The 16,752-nt window shown below is 71.4% G+C and carries 16 protein-coding genes; 4 read left to right on the forward strand and 12 right to left on the reverse strand.

From position 1 onward, the window contains the following. Positions 1-51: 51 nt before the first annotated feature. The 11 genes from Q0963_RS07835 to Q0963_RS07885 form a co-directional block, all read right to left on the reverse strand. Positions 52-1,554, reverse strand: a complete 1,503-nt coding sequence (locus Q0963_RS07835) for a CoA-acylating methylmalonate-semialdehyde dehydrogenase (RefSeq protein WP_299444855.1) — start codon at positions 1,552-1,554, stop codon at positions 52-54. Between the two features lie 58 nt (positions 1,555-1,612). Next, positions 1,613-2,500 (reverse strand): sugar phosphate isomerase/epimerase, encoded by an 888-nt coding sequence (locus Q0963_RS07840; RefSeq protein WP_299444856.1) that lies wholly within the window; start codon positions 2,498-2,500, stop codon positions 1,613-1,615. Next, a complete protein-coding gene (locus Q0963_RS07845; RefSeq protein WP_299444857.1) occupies positions 2,497-3,525 on the reverse strand; it encodes a Gfo/Idh/MocA family protein in 1,029 nt (342 codons plus the stop codon). Before Q0963_RS07845 ends, Q0963_RS07840 begins: the two co-directional genes overlap by 4 nt. Then, positions 3,522-4,412 carry an ATP-binding cassette domain-containing protein gene (locus Q0963_RS07850; RefSeq protein WP_299444858.1) on the reverse strand — a complete coding sequence of 297 codons (891 nt, stop codon included), beginning with the start codon at positions 4,410-4,412 and terminating at the stop codon, positions 3,522-3,524. Before Q0963_RS07850 ends, Q0963_RS07845 begins: the two co-directional genes overlap by 4 nt. Beyond that, the gene (locus tag Q0963_RS07855; RefSeq protein ID WP_299444859.1) at positions 4,409-5,446 is read right to left on the reverse strand and encodes an ABC transporter permease; all 1,038 of its coding nucleotides are present in this window, start codon (positions 5,444-5,446) and stop codon (positions 4,409-4,411) included. The genes Q0963_RS07850 and Q0963_RS07855 overlap by 4 nt, the downstream gene beginning before the upstream one ends. Positions 5,447-5,452: 6 nt before the next feature. Next, positions 5,453-6,448, reverse strand: coding sequence for a sugar ABC transporter substrate-binding protein (locus Q0963_RS07860; protein ID WP_299444860.1), 996 nt, complete (start codon positions 6,446-6,448; stop codon positions 5,453-5,455). A 91-nt stretch (positions 6,449-6,539) separates the two neighbouring features. After that, the gene (gene iolD / locus Q0963_RS07865) at positions 6,540-8,525 is read right to left on the reverse strand and encodes a 3D-(3,5/4)-trihydroxycyclohexane-1,2-dione acylhydrolase (decyclizing) (RefSeq protein ID WP_299444861.1); all 1,986 of its coding nucleotides are present in this window, start codon (positions 8,523-8,525) and stop codon (positions 6,540-6,542) included. Next, entirely contained in the window at positions 8,522-9,463 is a 942-nt protein-coding gene (gene iolB, locus Q0963_RS07870) for a 5-deoxy-glucuronate isomerase (RefSeq protein WP_299444862.1), read from the reverse strand. The genes iolD and iolB overlap by 4 nt, the downstream gene beginning before the upstream one ends. Beyond that, complete coding sequence (locus tag Q0963_RS07875; RefSeq protein ID WP_299444863.1) at positions 9,460-10,350, reverse strand: deoxyribose-phosphate aldolase; 891 nt, start codon at positions 10,348-10,350, stop codon at positions 9,460-9,462. Before Q0963_RS07875 ends, iolB begins: the two co-directional genes overlap by 4 nt. Then, the gene (gene iolC, locus Q0963_RS07880) at positions 10,347-11,312 is read right to left on the reverse strand and encodes a 5-dehydro-2-deoxygluconokinase (RefSeq protein ID WP_299444864.1); all 966 of its coding nucleotides are present in this window, start codon (positions 11,310-11,312) and stop codon (positions 10,347-10,349) included. The genes Q0963_RS07875 and iolC overlap by 4 nt, the downstream gene beginning before the upstream one ends. A 2-nt stretch (positions 11,313-11,314) precedes the next feature. Next, entirely contained in the window at positions 11,315-12,349 is a 1,035-nt protein-coding gene (locus Q0963_RS07885; protein ID WP_299444865.1) for a Gfo/Idh/MocA family oxidoreductase, read from the reverse strand. Between the two features lie 160 nt (positions 12,350-12,509). Between Q0963_RS07885 and Q0963_RS07890 the strand changes: the two genes are divergently transcribed. After that, on the forward strand, positions 12,510-13,250 hold the full coding sequence (locus tag Q0963_RS07890) for a GntR family transcriptional regulator (RefSeq protein WP_299444866.1): 741 nt from the start codon (positions 12,510-12,512) through the stop codon (positions 13,248-13,250). Positions 13,251-13,384: 134 nt separating this feature from the next. Here the strand turns inward: Q0963_RS07890 and Q0963_RS07895 are convergent, their stop codons facing one another. Continuing rightward, positions 13,385-14,320, reverse strand: a complete 936-nt coding sequence (locus Q0963_RS07895) for a TIM barrel protein (protein ID WP_299444867.1) — start codon at positions 14,318-14,320, stop codon at positions 13,385-13,387. A 276-nt stretch (positions 14,321-14,596) separates the two neighbouring features. On the opposite strand from Q0963_RS07895, the gene Q0963_RS07900 reads away from it, so the two are divergent. The 3 genes from Q0963_RS07900 to Q0963_RS07910 all read left to right on the forward strand — a co-directional run bounded on the left by Q0963_RS07900 (position 14,597) and on the right by Q0963_RS07910 (position 16,712). Next, the gene (locus tag Q0963_RS07900) at positions 14,597-16,048 is read left to right on the forward strand and encodes a lysine--tRNA ligase (RefSeq protein ID WP_299445004.1); all 1,452 of its coding nucleotides are present in this window, start codon (positions 14,597-14,599) and stop codon (positions 16,046-16,048) included. 2 nt (positions 16,049-16,050) lie between these two features. Continuing rightward, entirely contained in the window at positions 16,051-16,245 is a 195-nt protein-coding gene (locus tag Q0963_RS07905; RefSeq protein ID WP_299444868.1) for a lysyl-tRNA synthetase, read from the forward strand. 140 nt (positions 16,246-16,385) lie between these two features. After that, positions 16,386-16,712 carry an Lsr2 family protein gene (locus tag Q0963_RS07910; RefSeq protein ID WP_299444869.1) on the forward strand — a complete coding sequence of 109 codons (327 nt, stop codon included), beginning with the start codon at positions 16,386-16,388 and terminating at the stop codon, positions 16,710-16,712. Positions 16,713-16,752 lie beyond the last annotated feature (40 nt).

Genomic DNA, 16,752 nt, shown 5'->3' on the forward strand with positions numbered 1-16,752 from the left:
CGAGGTCGGGCCGAGTCAAGCAGCACCCCCGACCCGGTACCGGGCGGGACCTCAGGCGTTCTGCGGGAACCCGAGCTCGATGCCGCCGTGGCTCGGGTCGAGCCAGCGCGAGGTGACGACCTTGCCGCGGGTGAAGAAGTGCACACCCTCCATGCCGTGCGCGTGGGTGTCGCCGAAGAGGCTGTTCTTCCACCCGCCGAACGAGTAGTACGCCATCGGGACCGGGATCGGCACGTTGATGCCGACCATGCCGACCTCGACCTCGTTCTGGAACCGCCGGGCGGCGCCGCCGTCGTTGGTGAAGATCGCGGTGCCGTTGCCGTACGGGTTGGCGTTGATGAGGGCGAGCGCCTCGTCGTAGGTCTTGGCCCGCACGACCGACAGCACGGGACCGAAGATCTCGTCGCGGTACACCGACATGTCCTCGGTGACGTTGTCGAAGAGCGTCGGCCGCAGGAAGTACCCCTCGCCGTCGGCGTCGACGTCACCCTCACGGCCGTCGACGACGAGCGTCGCGCCGTCCTCGACCCCGGAGTCCAGGTACGAGGCCACCTTGTCGCGGTGCTGCTTCGTGACGAGCGGGCCCATGTCGCAACCGCGGGTGCCGTCGCCGGTGACGAGCTTGCCCATCCGGTCCTTGATCTTCTCGACGAGCTCGTCGGCGATCGGCTCGACCGCGACGAGGGCCGAGATCGCCATGCACCGTTCGCCGGCCGAGCCGAAGCCGGCGTTGACGGCCGCGTCGGCGGCGAGGTCGAGGTCGGCGTCGGGCAGGACGATCATGTGGTTCTTCGCGCCACCGAGCGCCTGCACGCGCTTGCCGTGCGCGGTCCCGGTCTCGTAGACGTACTTCGCGATCGGGGTGGACCCGACGAACGACACCGACTTGACGTCGGGGTGGGTGAGCAGCGCGTCGACGGCCTCCTTGTCGCCGTTGACGACGTTCATGACGCCGTCCGGCAGCCCGGCCTCGGTCCACAGCTTCGCGATGGCGATGGCCGCCGAGGGGTCCTTCTCGGACGGCTTGAGGACCACCGCGTTGCCGGTGGCGATGGCGACCGGCACGAACCACAGCGGCACCATGGCCGGGAAGTTGAACGGGCTGATGACGGCGACGACGCCGAGGCTCTGGCGGATCGAGTACACGTCGACCTTGGTCGAGGCGTTCTCGGTGAAGCCGCCCTTGAGCAGGTGCGGGATGCCGCACGCGAACTCGGCGACCTCGAGGCCGCGGGTCACCTCGCCGACGGCGTCCGAGAGGACCTTGCCGTGCTCCGCCGTGATGAGCGCCGCGATCTCCTCCTTGCGCTCGTCGAGCAGCTGGCGGAACTTGAAGAGGACCTGGGTGCGCTTGGTCAGCGAGACGTTGCCCCACTCCTGCGCCCACGCCGCCTTCGCGGTGGCCACGACCTCGCCGACGAGGTCGGCCGAGGCGAGGTCGAGCTCGCCGGTCTGCGCGCCCGTGGCCGGGTTGTAGACGGGGCTCGTACGCTCGGCGGTGCCCTCCCAGGCCTTGCCGGCGACGAGGTGGGTGATACGGCTGGGGCTGCTCATCGTACTCCTCCAGGAACTATATGTTCTGACATACTAACATGTGAGTCCGGGCGGCGCCTCAGCGCGGGGACTCCAGCGTCGGTGACGTGGCCCACGTCGACAGGTACTCGTCGATGGTGGCACGCATGAAGCGGCTCGACTCGTGCGCGCGGTCCTCCCACGCGAAGACGCACGACGTGAGGATCCCGTCGAAGCCGTTGCGCTCGAGTGCGGCGAAGAACGCCCCGAAGTCGACCTCGCCCTGGCCGATGTCGAGGTGCTGGTGCACGGTCACCTGCGACCCCGGGGGGTTGACGATGTAGCGCAGCCCCGAGGAGGCCGTGTGGTCGAAGCAGTCGGCGAGGTGGCACATCGTCGTCAGCGCCCCGGCCTTGTCGAGGATCCCGTCGACGTCGTTGCCCTGGTGGAAGGTGTGCGGCGTGCAGTAGAGGAACGAGACGTTCGCGGAGTTGATCGCGCGGACGAGGTCGACCGCCCGCTTGCCGTCCTCCTCGAAGTCGTCGGGGTGCGGTTCGAGGACGAGCCGGATCCCCTCCTTCTCGAACTCGGGCAGCAGCTCCTCCAGCGAGCGCCAGAACTGGGCCTCGCAGACGTCCCGCTCGCGCGGGTTGCCGTTGAACTCGGTGTTCATCGTGTCGACCCCGAGCAGCGAGGCGATCCGGATGGCCCGCTTCCAGTAGCGGACCGCGGCCTGCCGGGCATCCTCGTCAGGGCCCGACCACCGGTAGAGCGGCAGGATGGACGCGACGCCGACGCCGGCACCGTCGAGCGCGCTGCGGAAGGCCCGCACCCCGGCGTCGTCGACCCGCGGGTGGGTGAAGAACGGGGCGAAGTCCTCGCGCGGCGACAGCTCGATCCACTCGTAGCCCAGGTCGGCGACGACCCCGGGCAGGGTCGTCAGGGTCGTGACCTCGCGGAGCATGTAGGGGTCCAGGGCGATCTTCATCCCGCCCCCTCCCGGTCCGCGAGCCGCACGGCCACCGGTTCCCCGGACACCAGCGACTCCATCCCGGCCTCGCAGACGACCGTGGCGGCGTACCCGTCCCAGGTCGTGGGGCCGACGACCACGCCGCGGCGCGAGGCGTCGGCCCAGGCCTGGAGCTCGCGGTCGTAGGCGAGCGCGAACCGGTCCCGGAAGTCGGCCGGGATGCTGCCGCCCCAGGCGCCGTCGTCGCCGCCGGCGGCGGTCGTGTAGAGATCGGCCCACGGCCGGCCCGCCATCGCGGAGCCGCGCTCGCACACCGCCTCGCACCGGACCTCGTAGCCGACCTGGTTCTTGACGAACACCTCGTTCGTCACGACGGCTCCGCCGGCCATGCGGAAGACCGACACCTGGGGGTCCACGACCCCCTCGGCCGCGGCCGAGGTGGGGGTCGGGGAGTAGACGGTGATCTCGGTGATCTCCTCGCCGAAGACGAACCGCGCGACGTCGACCTCGTGGACGAGGCTGTCCCGCACGATCATCTCGGAGCGGAACGAGGCGGGGACGTCCTTGTTCCGGTGCGTGTTGTGCAGCACGAGGAGACGGCCGAGCCGGCCCGAGTCGACGAGCGTCTTCAGCCGTACGTACTCGGGGTCGAAGCGCCGCATGAACCCGAGCTGGACGAGCGGGCGACCGCCCGACTGCTCGGCCCGGACCAGGCGCAGCGAGGACTCGCCGTCCATCGTCAGCGGCTTCTCGCAGAGGGTCGGCTTGCCGTGCTCGAGGCAGGCGAGGACCTGCTCCTCGTGGACGAAACCGGGCGAGGCGATGACGACCGCGTCGACGTCGCCGTCCGCGACGAGCGCGAGCGGGTCGGCGACGGCGCGCACCCCCTCGTACCGCTCGGCGAGGGCCCCGGCCCGGGCGGTGTCCGGGTCGGACACCGCCACGAGCCGGGCGCCGGAGGTGCGGTGGGCGATCCGCTCGGCGTGGTCCGCACCCATCATGCCGACGCCGATGACGCCGACGCGCAGGTCACTGTCGGTCACTGCCGCTCCTCGTGGTCCGGCGCAGCCGCCGGCTCGCGGTCGAAGACGGCCCCACGCTCGACCTCGTGCCCCTCGACGACCTTGCCGGGGTCGGCCCCGGCCAGCTCGTGGCTCAGCTCGTCGAGCTCCTGGCCGCCGGCCATCTCACCGGTCAGCTGCTCGAGGGTGAGCTCGTCGCGGTGCGCGTCGAGGGCGACCCGGCCGAGCTTGAGGATGATGAAGTGGTTCCCGACCAGGTAGGCGTGGTGCGGGTTGTGGGTGATGAAGATGACCCCGAGCCCGGCATCGCGGGCCTTGACGATGTACTTGAGCACGACGCCGGACTGCTTGACGCCCAGGGCGGCCGTCGGCTCGTCGAGGATGATGACCTTGGCACCGAAGTAGATGGCCCGGGCGATGGCGATGACCTGCCGCTGGCCACCCGAGAGGCTGCCGACCGGCCGGTCGAGGTCGGGGATCTCGATCCCCATCTTCGTCAGCTCCTCGCCGGCGACGCGCTTCATCGTCGGGATGTCGAGGAAGGGGCCCTTGCGGACCTCGTTGCCGAGGAAGAAGTTGCGCCAGACCGCCATGAGCGGAGCCAGTGCCAGATCCTGGTAGACAGTGGCGATGCCCATGGCCTGGGCCACGCGCGGCGAGTTGAACTGCCGGACCACGCCGTTGACCTTCATCGAGCCCTCGGTGTACTCGTGCAGCCCCGAGATGATCTTGATGAGGGTCGACTTGCCGGCGCCGTTGTCGCCGAGGACGCACGTGACCTCGCCCTGGCGGACGTTGATGTTGACCCCGCGCAGCGCGTGGACGTTGCCGTAGCTCTTCCCGCAGTTCTCCAGCTCGAGGACCGGGCGGTCGCCCGTGGGGGCGACGGTCTCTTCGACGGTGCTCATCGGCCCTCCGCCTTCCGCTTGACGTACATGTTGACGAGCACCGAGGAGATGAGCATGACCCCGAGGAAGGTCTTGAACCAGTCGGGGTTCCAGCCGGCGTAGGTGATGCCGAGCTGGGTCATGCCGAAGATCAGTGCTCCGACCGCCGCACCGACGATCGAGCCGTAGCCGCCGGTGAGGAGGCAGCCGCCGATGACGGCCGCGATGATGTAGATGAACTCGTTGCCGACGCCCTGCCCGGACTGGAGGTTGTTGTACTCGAAGAGCAGGTGCATCCCGAGCAGCCAGGCCCCGAAGCCCACGCCCATGAAGAGGGCGATCTTCGTGACGACGACGGGGACACCGACGGCGCGTGCGGCCGCCGAGTCACCGCCGACGGCGAAGATCCAGTTCCCGTACCTCGAGCGCAGCAGGAGCACCGCGGCGACGACGGTGAGCAGGAACCAGTAGATGACGGGGATCTTCACCTCGACCGGCCCGAGGGTCAGCGACGAGGCGAAGACCGCCTTGGCGCTGTCGAAGCCGTCGAGGTCGTTGAGCGAGTTCGACGAGACCCCGCCCGCGATGACCCGGGTCATCGCGAGGTTCACGCCTTGGAGCACGAAGAACGTGCCGAGGGTGACGAGGAAGCTCGGGAGGCCTGTCTTGTGGAGCAGCCAGCCGTTGAAGGCGCCGATCGCCAGGGACATCAGCAGGGCGACGCCGACGCCCGCCCACACGTTGAGCCCGAAGTACCAGGCCGTGTGGGCGGCGGTCAGGCCGGAGGTCGTCACGGCCACACCCGCCGACAGGTCGAACTCCCCGCCGATCATGAGCAGCGCGACGACGACGGCCATGATGCCGATGGTCGAGGAGCCGTAGAGGATCGTGCCGACGTTCCCGACACTGCGGAACGCGGGGGCCACCGCGAAGAAGAGCGCCGCGACGGCGATAGCCCCGATGAGGGCTCCCACCTCGGGACGCGCGAGGACGGTGGAGGCCGCCGAGCGAGTTCCGACGCGGTCGTCGGCGGGTGTGGTCGTGACAGTGGACATCTCAGGTCACCGCGTTCCGTTGGCCGCGAACTCGCTGACGGCGTCGATGTTGGAGGCGTCGATGAAGGACGGGCCGGTCGCGACGTTGCTGCCGCCGCCGAGGGTGTTGCCGTTGGTCTTGTAGAGCCACAGCGAGTCGACGGCGAGGTAGCCCTGCAGGTACGGCTGCTGGTCGATCGCGAAGTCCACGTCCCCGTCCTTGATGGCCGCGACGAGCTCCTTGTTCGTGTCGAACGTCCCGATCTTGGCCGAGCTGCCGGCGCCACTGACGGACTTCACGGCGTCGAGGGCGAACTGGGCGCCGAGGGTGAGCACGTAGTCGATGCTCTTGTCCTCGGTGAGCTTGGCCTGGATGGAGGTCGTGACGGCCGAGTCGTCGCGCCCGTTGACGTAGAGCCGCTGGACGTTGGCCCCCTCGGCGCCCTCGGTGACACCGTCGCAGCGGTCCTCGAGCTGCTGCTGGCCCTGCTCCTGGATGACGCAGACGATGTTCTTGCCGCCCTCGTCGACGATCTTCTTGCCCGCGCCGATGCCGGCCTCCTTCTCGCCCTGGCCGAAGTAGCCGAGCGCACCGAGCTCGATGGCGTCGTTGCCGCCCGCGTTGAACATCGTCACGGGGATGCCGGCGGCCACGGCGGCCTTGATGGCACCGCCCAGGGCGCCGGTGTTCGGGTCGGTCACGGCGATGCCGTCGACCTTCTTGTCGATCGCGGCCTGGATGAGCTGGGCCTGCTTCGTCGCGTCCGGGTCGTTGGAGTACTCGAGCTTGACGTTGTCCTTGGCCGCGGCGGCCTCGGCGCCCTTGCGGATGATGTCCCAGAAGGTGTCTCCGGGAGCCTGGTGGGTGATCATCGCGACGGTCATCTCGGGGGTGTCGGCCTTACCACCGGCGGCACCACCGTCACCGGAGGTGTCGCGGCCTCCGGAGGAGGAGCACGCCGCGAGCGACAGGGCCGCGGCGAGGGAGACGGCGACGATCACCGTGGGCTTCTTGCGGATCATGTGGGTTCTGCCTTTCGAACATCACCGCTTCGGTGAAGCGGTGTCCTGTGGAGGGGTGGAGGGGGTGGTGGCGAGCTGGACGCCGGTCGGGTCAGGGACGGAGCCTCCTCCTCCCCCGCCGGCCGGCGACCGGGACGGATGTGGGTGCTGTGAGTGGTCGTTGGGTCGCCTTGTGGCGGGTGTAGGCCTTGTGGGCCCGGGTGGTCGAGGCCAGGTCGCTGACCTCGCTGACGGGGACGTCCCACCAGCTGTCGCTGTCGGGGGCGTGGACGAGGGGGTCGGTTTCGACGTGGATGACGACGGGGCCGCCGTCCTGGGGCCAGGCCCGGGCCTCGGCGATCGCGGCGTCGAGCTCGCTGCGGGAGTGGACCTCGATGACGTGGCAGCCGAGGCTGCGGGCGTTGGCGGCGAGGTCGACGGGCAGCAGACCGCCGTCGAGGCGGTGGCTCCCGGTGCCCCGCATCCGGTACGACGTGCCGAAGCGCTGCGAGCCGAGGCTCTCGGAGAGCGATCCGATCGAGTGGAAGCCGTGGTTCTGGACGAGGACGACGACGACCTTGACCCGCTCCTGGACGGCGGTGACGAGCTCGGTCGGCATCATGAGGTAGCCGCCGTCCCCGACCATCGCGAACACCTCGCGGCTCGGGTCGGCCAGCTTGATGCCGATCGACGCGGGGACCTCGTAGCCCATGCAGGAGTAGCCGTACTCGACGTGGTACGCCTTGCGGTCGCGGACCCGCCACAGCTTGTGGAGGTCGCCGGGCATCGAGCCCGCGGCGCAGAGCACGACGTCGCGGGGGTCGGTCTGCTCGTTGACCGCACCGAGGACCTGGCCCTGGGTGAGCAGGCCCGGTGCGAGGCGCTTGGTGACCGACCGCGGCGGGTCGTAGGTGGCCTCGACGAGACCGTCCCACTCCTTCCACAGGGTGGCCTGCCGGCGGCGGTAGCCCGACGTCACGGACCAGCCGTTCAGGGCCGTGGTGAGGGCGGTCAGCGCCTCGCGGGCGTCGGCGACGACGGACAGCCCGCTGTGCTTGCCGGCGTCGAACGCGGCGATGTTGAGGTTGACGAAGCGGACCCCGTCGGCCTGGAACGCGGTGCGGGACGCGGTCGTGAAGTCGCTGAAGCGGGTCCCGATGCCGAGAACGACGTCGGCCTCGCGGGCGATGGTGTTCGCCGCGGTGGTGCCCGTGGAGCCGACGGCACCCAGCTGCTGCGGGTGGCCGTGGGGCAGCGAGCCCTTCCCGGCCTGCGCCTCGCCGACGGGGATGCCGGTGGCCTCGCAGAAGGCCCGCAGCGCCTCCTCGGCGCCGGAGTAGTGCACGCCACCCCCAGCCACGATCATCGGGCGCTTCGCCGAGCGGATGACGGCGGCGGCGGCCTCGATGCGCCCGGACTCCGGCACCGGGCGGGCGACGTGCCAGGTGCGCTCGGCGAACAGCTCCAGCGGCCAGTCGAACGCCTCGGCCTGGACGTCCTGCGGCAGTGACACGGTCACCGCACCGGTCTCGGCCGGGTCGGTGAGGACGCGCATCGCGCCGAGCAGGGCCGACGGCAGCTGCTCGGGCCGGGTCACCTCGTCGAAGAACTTCGACAGCGGGCGGAAGGCGTCGTTGACCGTGACGTCGCCGGCCCACGGCAGCTCCAGCTCCTGGAGCACCGGGGCGGAGACGCGGGTCGCGAAGGTGCCGCTGGGCAGGAGCAGGACCGGCAGGCGGTTGATCGTGGCGAGTGCGGCGCCGGTGAGCATGTTCGTCGAGCCGGGGCCCACCGAGGCGGTGCACGCCCAGGTCTGGAGTCGGTCCTTCTGCCGCGCGTACGCCACCGAGGTGTGCACCATCGCCTGCTCGTTGCGGGCCAGGACGTACGGCAGGCCGGGCGCCTCGCCGGCGTCGGTGGCGCGGACCTCCTCCTGGAGCAGCGCCTGGCCGATCCCGGCGACGTTGCCGTGGCCGAAGATGCCGAAGCATCCCGCGAAGAGGCGCCGGCGCTCGCCGTCGCGCTCGGTCCACTGCTGCGCGAGGAAGCGCACGGTGGCCTGGGCGACGGTCAGCCGCACGGTGCCGGACGGGCTCATCGGGCGTCTCCTACGGGGAGTCGGGGGTCGACGGGCTGGTCGGCCCAGCGCTCGCGGACCCAGGCGTGGGCCGGGTCGTCGCAGATCCGCCAGGCCCGCTCGGGACCGGGACCGGCCATGACGTTGAGGTAGTAGAGGTCGGCGTCGGGCGCGGCGGTCGCCGGGCCGTGCCAGCCGTGCGGGACGAGGACGACGTCGCCGGTCCGGACCTCGGCGAGCACGTCGAGCGGTCGCTCGGCGGAGGACCCGTAGACGCGCTGGTAGCCGACGGGGTCGGTCCCCCGCTCGTCGATGGAGCGCGCCTCGAAGTAGTAGATCTCCTCCAGCTCGGTCTCGGCTCCGTCGCGGTGCTCGTCGTGCTTGTGCGGCGGCCACGAGCTCCAGTTGCCGGCCGGGGTGATGACCTCGCAGACCAGGACGGAGTCCGCGTCCAGGACGTCCGGCAGGCCGAACGAGCGGACCTCGCGCGAGGCCGTCCCGGCGCCGCGCAGCTCGACCGGGACCTCCCGGGCCGCGATGTGCCGGAACGGCTTGGGCTCGTCCGCCTTCCGGGCCGTCGAGCCCGCGAGCGCCACCCGGGCGTGGCCGTCGGCCTCGCCAGTGACGGTGACCTCGCTTCCACGACCGGCGTAGGCGACGTCGGTGGCGCCGGCGAACACCGAGTCACGACCGGCGAGACGGACCTCGTGGCGCGTGCCGTCGGCCTCGACGACGGCGACCCGCACCGCACCGGCGAGCGGGACGACGAGGACCTCGTGGTCGCCGAGCGCGACGGTGCGCGAGTCGGTGCCGGCGAGCGTGGCCACGTGGAGGCGGGTGTGCTCCCAGCCGGGGTGCGTGGCGTCGACGGCGACGTCCCAGCCGTCACCGCCGGCGCTGCCGAGGGGCAGGACCCAGTGCGCGTTGTCACGCCCGGTCCCGGACGTGCGGGCGGTCATCGCGACCCTCCGTGGACGAGCTCGGCGGCGATGTCGACCGCGGCCGCGACGTCGCCGCCGGGCGGGTAGAGCAGGGCGCGGCCGACGACGAGCCCGCGCACGGCGGGGATGTCGAGGGCCCGGCCCCACGCGGCGTATGTGTCGTGCGGGTCACCCTGGGGGTCCCCACCGAGGAGCAGCGTGGGCAGCGTCGTCGCGTCCATCACCCGGGGGAGGTCGTCGACGACGGGCAGCTTGAGCCAGGTGTGGGCGCTGGAGGCCCCGAGGCCTGCCGCGACGTGGATCGAGCGGATCGTCGAGTCGGGGTCGAGGAGGTTGCGGACCCGGCCGTCCTCGACGACCGACCAGAACGGCTCGACCATCGCCATGAGCCCGCGGGCGGCGAGCTCGGTGACGGCGCGGGCACTGGCCTCGAGCGTGGCGGCGGTCCCCGGGTCCGCGAGAGCCACCCGGGTGAGCATCTTGCCGCCGTCGAGCCCACGGGCGGCGATCTCGGCGGCGGTGTACCCGGTGAAGCGGTCGTCGAGCTCGAACGTCGCGCCCTGGAGGCCGCCCCGGTTCATCGAGCCGATGACGACCTTGTCCTCGAGGGCGCCCATGAGGAGCAGGTCGTCGAGCACGTCGGCGGTGCCGAGGACCCCGTCGACGCCCGGGCGGGACACAGCGGCGGCCAGCCGGTCGAGGAGGTCCGAGCGGCTCGCCATCGCCATCGCGTCGTCGCGGACCCCGAGGGCACCGCGGGCCGGGTGGTCGGCGGCCACCACGAGGAGGCGTCCGTCCTCGCGCAGGATCGGGCGGCGCGAGCGGGCCGCCCAGCCCTGCTCGACGGCGTGCGGGGTCCGGGCGCGGACCTCGGTCAGCTGCGCGGGGCGCACGGCGGTCGTCACGCCATCCCCCGCTCGGCCAGGGCCGCCTCGACCTCGTAGGTCGTCGGCATGGCCGTGGAGCACTCGAGGCGCGAGGCGACGATCGCCCCCGCGACGTTCGCGAACTCGATGGCGCGGCGCAGGTCCCAGCCGGCGAGGAGGCCGTGCACGAGGGCCCCGCCGAACGCGTCGCCCGCGCCGAGGCCGTTGACGACGGTGACGGGGAACGGCTCCACCTCGACCCGCTCGTCGGGGGTCACGGCGAGGACGCCCTTGGGTCCCTGCTTGACGACAGCGAGGTCGAGGCCGCGCTCGAGGAGGGCGTCGGCGGCGCGGTGCGGGTCGGTCTCGCCGACCGCCACCTCGCACTCCTCCCGGTTGCCCACGGCGACGGTCACGTGCTCGAGGGCCTTGCCGACCTGCTCGCTCGCCTCGGCGGGGTCGGCCCAGAACATCGGCCGGTAGTCGAGGTCGAGGACGGTGTGCGCACGCCGGGCGCGGGCCTCCCAGGCCGCGAAGTGCGTGCCGCGCGAGGGCTCCTGCGACAGGCCGGTGACCGTGGCCCAGAAGACCCGGGCGTCGCGGACGGCGTCGAGCGGGACGTCGCCGGGGGTGAGGAGCAGGTCCGGCGCGGAGGGGTATCGGTAGAAGTACAGCGGGAAGTCGTCGGGCGGGAAGACCTCGCAGAAGGTGACCGGCGTGGGCGGTCCGTCGCCCTCGAGGACCGAGATGTAGCGCGGGTCGACGCCGAGACGGGCCGCCTCACGTCGCACGTAGCGGCCGAACGGGTCGTCCCCGACCTTCGTGACGAGGGCGACGTTGCGTCCGTGCCGGGCGGCGGCGACGGCGACGTTGGTCGCGCTGCCCCCGAGGAACTTCCGGAAGGTGTGCACGTCGGCCAGCCCCACCCCGTGCTCGAGGGGGTAGACGTCGACCCCGGTGCGGCCGATGGCGACGACGTCGTGGGCGGGGGTGGGCGTCATCGTCACGCGTCCTGGGTCACGGGCACGGAGGCCGGCACGGTGGGGATCTCGGACATCGCGACGGGCCGGCGCTCGGCCCGGGAGAGCTCGCAGGCCTCGGCGATGCGGAACGCCTCGAGGGCGTCGCGGGCGGTGCACGGGCTGGGGACGCGGCCGGCGGCGACGTCGAAGAACGCGGTGAGCTCGGCGACGTAGGCGGGGCGGAACCGCTCCATGAACGACCAGTGCTGCGGGCCGCGGGGGAAGTCGACGCCCGGCTCGGCCGACCGGAGCGCCAGCGAGTCGTCGAGGCCGACGGCGATCGCGCCGTCCTCGCCCATGACCTCCATCCGCACGTCGTGTCCGCCGCCGGAGTAGCGGGTGGCCGTCGCGGTGACGAGGGTGCCGTCGTCGAGAGTGAGGATCGCGGCGGCGGTGTCGACGTCCCCGGCCGCGCCGAAGAACGAGGCGCCGGTGTTCTCACCGGTGGCATACACGGTGGCGACCTCGCGCCCGGTCACGAACCGGATGATGTCGAAGTCGTGGACGGAGCAGTCGCGGAACAGGCCGCCGCTCGTGGGGATGTAGCCCGGGTGGGGCGGGGCCTGGTCGTGGGTCAGGGCCCGGATGGCGTGGATCTTCCCGAGCTCGCCCGAGGCCACGGCCGCCCGCGCCCGGCGGTACCCCTCGTCGAAGCGCCGCTGGAAGCCGATGTGGACCGGGGCCTCGCTCGCCTCGGCGAGGCGGGTCAGCTCGAGGGTCTCCTCGAGGGTGGCGGCCAGCGGCTTCTCGCAGAAGGTCGGCACGCCGGCGGCGAGGCCCGCCCGCAGCAGTGGGGCGTGGCCCGGCGTGGCGGTTGTGATGACGAACCCGTCGAGGTCGGCGGCGAGCAGGGTGTCGACGTCCGGCGCCACCTCGAGCCCGAGCTCGGCGGCCACTGACCGGGCGAGCGCGGGGTCGGCGTCGGTGACGACGACGGCCTCCACCGCGTCGAGCCCGATGAGGGTCTCGGCGTGGAAGGCGCCGATCCGCCCCACTCCAGCCAGGCCGATCCGCATCCGCACTCCTTCGTGTCGGGCACTCGCCGTGCGAGCGCCACTGGTGGCGGACCCACTCTCGCCCGAGGGAAGACACCATGTCAAGAGTTTGTCCTTACATTCTGATATGAGGACCTCAGGAACGTCGGATTTCCTCACCCTCTGCTCTACAGTTCTGCTCGTGGACCCGCAACTGGTGAGTGTCGAGATCGACCGGGACTCCCCGGTGCCGCTGTACCACCAGCTGTCGGAGCAGCTGAGCGCCGCGATCTCGGACGGTCGGCTCCAGCCGGGTGACGCCTTCGAGAACGAGGTGGCCCTGGCCCAGCGTCTCGGCCTGTCCCGTCCGACGGTGCGGCGCGCCATCCAGGAGATGGTCGACCAGGGGCTGCTCGTGCGCCGCCGCGGCCTCGGCACCCACGTCGCGAACCGCAAGGTGCACCGGCGGGCCGAGCTGACGAGCCTCTGGGACGACCTGCGGCGGGCAGGCCGGCACCCGAGCACCACGATCGTGCGGTTCGAGACCGTCGTCGACGAGCGGGCCGCCTCGGCCCTCGACCTCGACCCCGACACGCCCCTGCTGCTCGTCGTGCGGGTGCGCACGGCCGATGACGACCCCGTCGCCTACATGCACAACTGGCTGCCGCCGCAGTACTCCGACATCAGCGAGGCCGAGCTCGAGGAGACCGGCCTCTACGCGGCGCTGCGCGCCCGCGGGGTGCGCCCCGTCGTCGCCCGGCAGACCTTCGGGGCCCGGATGCCGACGAGCGCGGAGCGCAAGCACCTCGGCATCCGCGGCCAGCACCCGGTGCTGACGATGACCCGGATGGCGTTCGACGCCGCCGGCCGCGCCGTCGAGTTCGGCGACCACTGCTACCGGGCAGAGGACTACTCCATCGACATCATGGTCGACGAGCGCTGACCCCTCCCCCTGCTTCCCGACTTTTCATGCCAGCGTCCGCGGGACACGCCGCCTGAGCGGCGTGCCGCGCGGACCGCGGCATGAAAAGTCGGGGTAGGGCGGGGTCAGGAGAGTCGGGGTCAGGAGAGTCGGGGTCAGGGGAGGCCGAGGCCTAGCGAGGCGAGGTACTCGCGGGTCCGGACGGCGATGGGCAGCGGCTGGTCCTTCGGGCAGCCGTACATGTCCTGCTCGCAGACGACGTACAGCTCCTTGTCGAGGTCGGCGAGCGCCTCGATGAGGTCGCGCATGTCCGGCAGGCCCGCCGGGGGCGCGACGGAGACACCGGCGTGGACCGCCTTGACGAACGGCCAGTCCTCGTCGTGCGCCTGCTGGACCAGCGCCTGGTCCATGGCCTTGATGTGCACGTACGAGATGCGCTCGGGGTACTTGCGGCACAGCTCCATCGGGTCGCCGGCGCCGTAGACGATGTGCCCGGTGTCGAGGCAGAAGCCCACGTACTCGGGGTCGGTGGCCTCGAAGATCCGGTCGATGTCCGCCGGGGTCTCGATGTGGCTATCACCGTGCGGGTGCAGCACCATCTTCAGGCCGTAGTCCTCCTTCATGATCCGGCCCAGGCGGTCGGCGTTGCGGACGTAGAGGTTCCAGGCGTCCGTCGTGAGGACCTTGTCGTCGATGTACGCGCCGGTCTTCTCGTCGCGGAACATCGGGGGCAGGTGGACGACGTACTCGGCGCCGACGGCGGCGTGCGTCTCACCGATCGCACGGAAGAGCGTCTCGGTATCGGCCCAGGCCTCCTCCTTGTGCAGGATGCCCCAGCCGGTGCCGGCGACGACCCGGAAGCCCCGGGCGTCCATCTCGGCCTTGAGCCGGGCCGGGTCGGTCGGGAAGTAGCCGAAGGGGCCGGTCTCCATGACCGAGAAGCCGGCCTCCGCCATCTCGTCGAGGGCGACGCCCCAGTCGATCTGCTTCTCGTCCTGCGGGAACCAGACCCCCCACTGGTCGGGGCACACCCCGAGCGTGAGCTTCGAGTAGCGCGGGTCGGTGGTGTTGCGGGCCTTGGACTCGGGCACGGCGGGGTCCTTTCACGGACGTGCGACAGCAAATGTCAGGTCATACTGTCATAGCCGGGACGCAGATCCCAGGGTCAGGACGAGCCGACCCGGTTTCCCCACTTTTCATGCCCGCGTCCGCGGGACACCCCGCCGGAACGGCGGGTCGCGCGGACGCCAGCATGAGAAGTCGGGGAGGGGTGGACGGTGACGCCGGGCCCTCGGCACCTCGTAGGCTTGACCCTCGTGACCGATGCACCCGCCCCGCCCGTCGCCGAGGCCGACGTCCCCGAGCAGATGCGCGTGCGCCGTGAGAAGCGCGACCGCATCCTCGCCGGTGGCGCGCAGGCGTACCCGGTGTCGGTCCCCCGCACCCACTCCCTCGCCGAGGTCCGCGACGGCTGGGGGCACCTCGAGCAGGGCGAGGAGACCCAGGACGTCGTCGGGGTCGCCGGCCGCGTGGTCTTCATCCGCAACACCGGCAAGCTGGCGTTCGCGACGCTCCAGGAGGGGGTCGGCACCCGGCTCCAGGTGATGCTCAGCCTCGCCGAGGTCGGCGAGGACCGGCTCGCCGCCTGGAAGAGCGATGTCGACCTCGGCGACCACGTCGCCGTCGAGGGCCGGGTCATCAGCTCGCGCCGCGGTGAGCTGTCGGTCATGGCGACCGGATGGGGCATGGCGAGCAAGGCCCTGCGCCCCCTGCCGGTGCTGCACAAGGAGCTGTCGGAGGAGTCCCGGGTCCGGCAGCGCTACGCCGACCTCGTCGTGCGCCAGGAGGCGCGCGACATGGTCCGCACCAAGGCGACGGCGCTGCGCGCCATCCGCGGGGTCCTCGAGGGCCAGGACTACGTCGAGGTCGAGACCCCGGTGATCCAGACCGTCCACGGCGGGGCCGCCGCCCGGCCGTTCCGCACCCACATGAACGCCTTCGACCACCCGATGGTCCTGCGCATCGCCCTCGAGCTCAATCTCAAGAAGGCCGTCGTCGGCGGGGTCGACCGGGTGTACGAGATGGGCCGGATCTTCCGTAACGAGGGTGTCGACGCGACGCACTCCCCTGAGTTCACGATGCTCGAGGCCTATCAGGCCTGGGGCGACCAGCGCACGATCGGCGCCCTGATGCGCGACCTCTACCTCGGGGTCGCCGACGCTCTCGGCTCCCGCCAGGTCGAGACCCCGGCGGGCACGGTGGACCTCGACGGCGAGTGGCGGTGGCTGCCCGTGTACGACGCCGTCAGCGAGGTCGTCGGCGAGACCGTGACGCTGGAGACGCCGAAGGAGACGCTGCTCGGGTACGCCGAGCGGCACGGCGTCGAGGTCGACCCGGCACTGGAGAAGGACAAGATCTTCCTCGAGCTGCTCGGCGAGCTCGTCGAGCCTCGCCTTCTGCAGCCGACCTTCCTGTGCGACTACCCCGCCATCGCCCAGCCGCTGGCCCGCCCGCACCGCGACACCCCGGGCCTCATCGAGGCCTGGGACCTCATCATCGGCGGAGTCGAGCGGGGCACCGGCTTCTCCGAGCTCGTCGACCCCGTCATCCAGCGGAAGGTCCTCACCGACCAGTCCCTGCGCGCCGCCGGCGGCGACCCCGAGGCGATGCAGCTGGACGAGGACTTCCTGCGCGCCCTGGAGTACGGCGCCCCGCCGATGGGCGGGCTGGGGCTCGGCGTCGACCGGCTCGTCATGTTCTTCACCGGGGCGAACATCCGCGAGACCATCCTGTTCCCGCACCTGAAGCCGGAGGCCTGAGCATGGACGCCCTCCTCCCCTATGTGGCCGCCCTCGTCCCGACGATCGTCGTCGCCGCGTTCTTCTACGCGATCATCAAGCGGATGATCGAGGGCGACCGGCGTGAGCGGCTGGCGCAGCGGCGCTTCGAGAAGGGTGCGGACGGGCACGAGAATGCCGGCGACAATGGGCCCGAGACGCCCACTGCCGACGACTGACGTCGCATCTGCGGAGGATTCCGCACGAGATTCCGCAATCCTGCTCTTTACTCCGCCTTTACCTTGCCTATACGCTCTTCATACCCCGATGGTGCATCCTCGATGTGCTCCCACGAAAACCCACCCCGAAGGACACCCAGATGGCCAAGAAGGTGCAGGTCCTGCTCGTCGACGACGTCGACAAGGAGTCGGCCGCCGATGAGACCGTGACGTTCGCCCTCGACGGCGTGAGCTACGAGATCGACCTCACGGCGGAGAACGCCGCCAAGCTGCGCGACTCCCTCGCGCTGTGGATCGGGCACGCCGAGCGCACCGGCGGCCGGCGCACCTCCAGGGCCTCCGGGCGTGGCGGCCGTCGTGACGTCGGCGCCATCCGCGAGTGGGCCCGCGCCAACGGGTACGACATCAGCGATCGCGGCCGCATCTCCACCGAGGTCCAGGAGGCCTACGAGAAGGCCAACTCCTGACCCCCGGACACCCGTCCGACGCGGCGGCGGCTCCCGACCC

The organism is uncultured Phycicoccus sp., assembly GCF_947495705.1.
Classification (GTDB): Bacteria; Actinomycetota; Actinomycetes; order Actinomycetales; family Dermatophilaceae; genus Phycicoccus.

Excerpts from the sequence above, each read along its gene's own strand:
- Q0963_RS07835 (WP_299444855.1), bottom strand. The coding sequence starts at position 1,554 with ATGAGCAGCCCCAGCCGTATCACCCACCTCGTCGCCGGCAAGGCCTGG.
- Q0963_RS07840 (WP_299444856.1), bottom strand. The coding sequence starts at position 2,500 with ATGAAGATCGCCCTGGACCCCTACATGCTCCGCGAGGTCACGACCCTG.
- Q0963_RS07850 (WP_299444858.1), bottom strand. The coding sequence starts at position 4,412 with ATGAGCACCGTCGAAGAGACCGTCGCCCCCACGGGCGACCGCCCGGTC.
- Q0963_RS07855 (WP_299444859.1), bottom strand. The coding sequence starts at position 5,446 with ATGTCCACTGTCACGACCACACCCGCCGACGACCGCGTCGGAACTCGC.
- Q0963_RS07860 (WP_299444860.1), bottom strand. The coding sequence starts at position 6,448 with ATGATCCGCAAGAAGCCCACGGTGATCGTCGCCGTCTCCCTCGCCGCG.
- iolD (WP_299444861.1), bottom strand. The coding sequence starts at position 8,525 with ATGAGCCCGTCCGGCACCGTGCGGCTGACCGTCGCCCAGGCCACCGTG.
- iolB (WP_299444862.1), bottom strand. The coding sequence starts at position 9,463 with ATGACCGCCCGCACGTCCGGGACCGGGCGTGACAACGCGCACTGGGTC.
- iolC (WP_299444864.1), bottom strand. The coding sequence starts at position 11,312 with ATGACGCCCACCCCCGCCCACGACGTCGTCGCCATCGGCCGCACCGGG.
- Q0963_RS07885 (WP_299444865.1), bottom strand. The coding sequence starts at position 12,349 with ATGCGGATCGGCCTGGCTGGAGTGGGGCGGATCGGCGCCTTCCACGCC.
- Q0963_RS07900 (WP_299445004.1), top strand. The coding sequence starts at position 14,597 with ATGCGCGTGCGCCGTGAGAAGCGCGACCGCATCCTCGCCGGTGGCGCG.
- Q0963_RS07905 (WP_299444868.1), top strand. The coding sequence starts at position 16,051 with ATGGACGCCCTCCTCCCCTATGTGGCCGCCCTCGTCCCGACGATCGTC.
- Q0963_RS07910 (WP_299444869.1), top strand. The coding sequence starts at position 16,386 with ATGGCCAAGAAGGTGCAGGTCCTGCTCGTCGACGACGTCGACAAGGAG.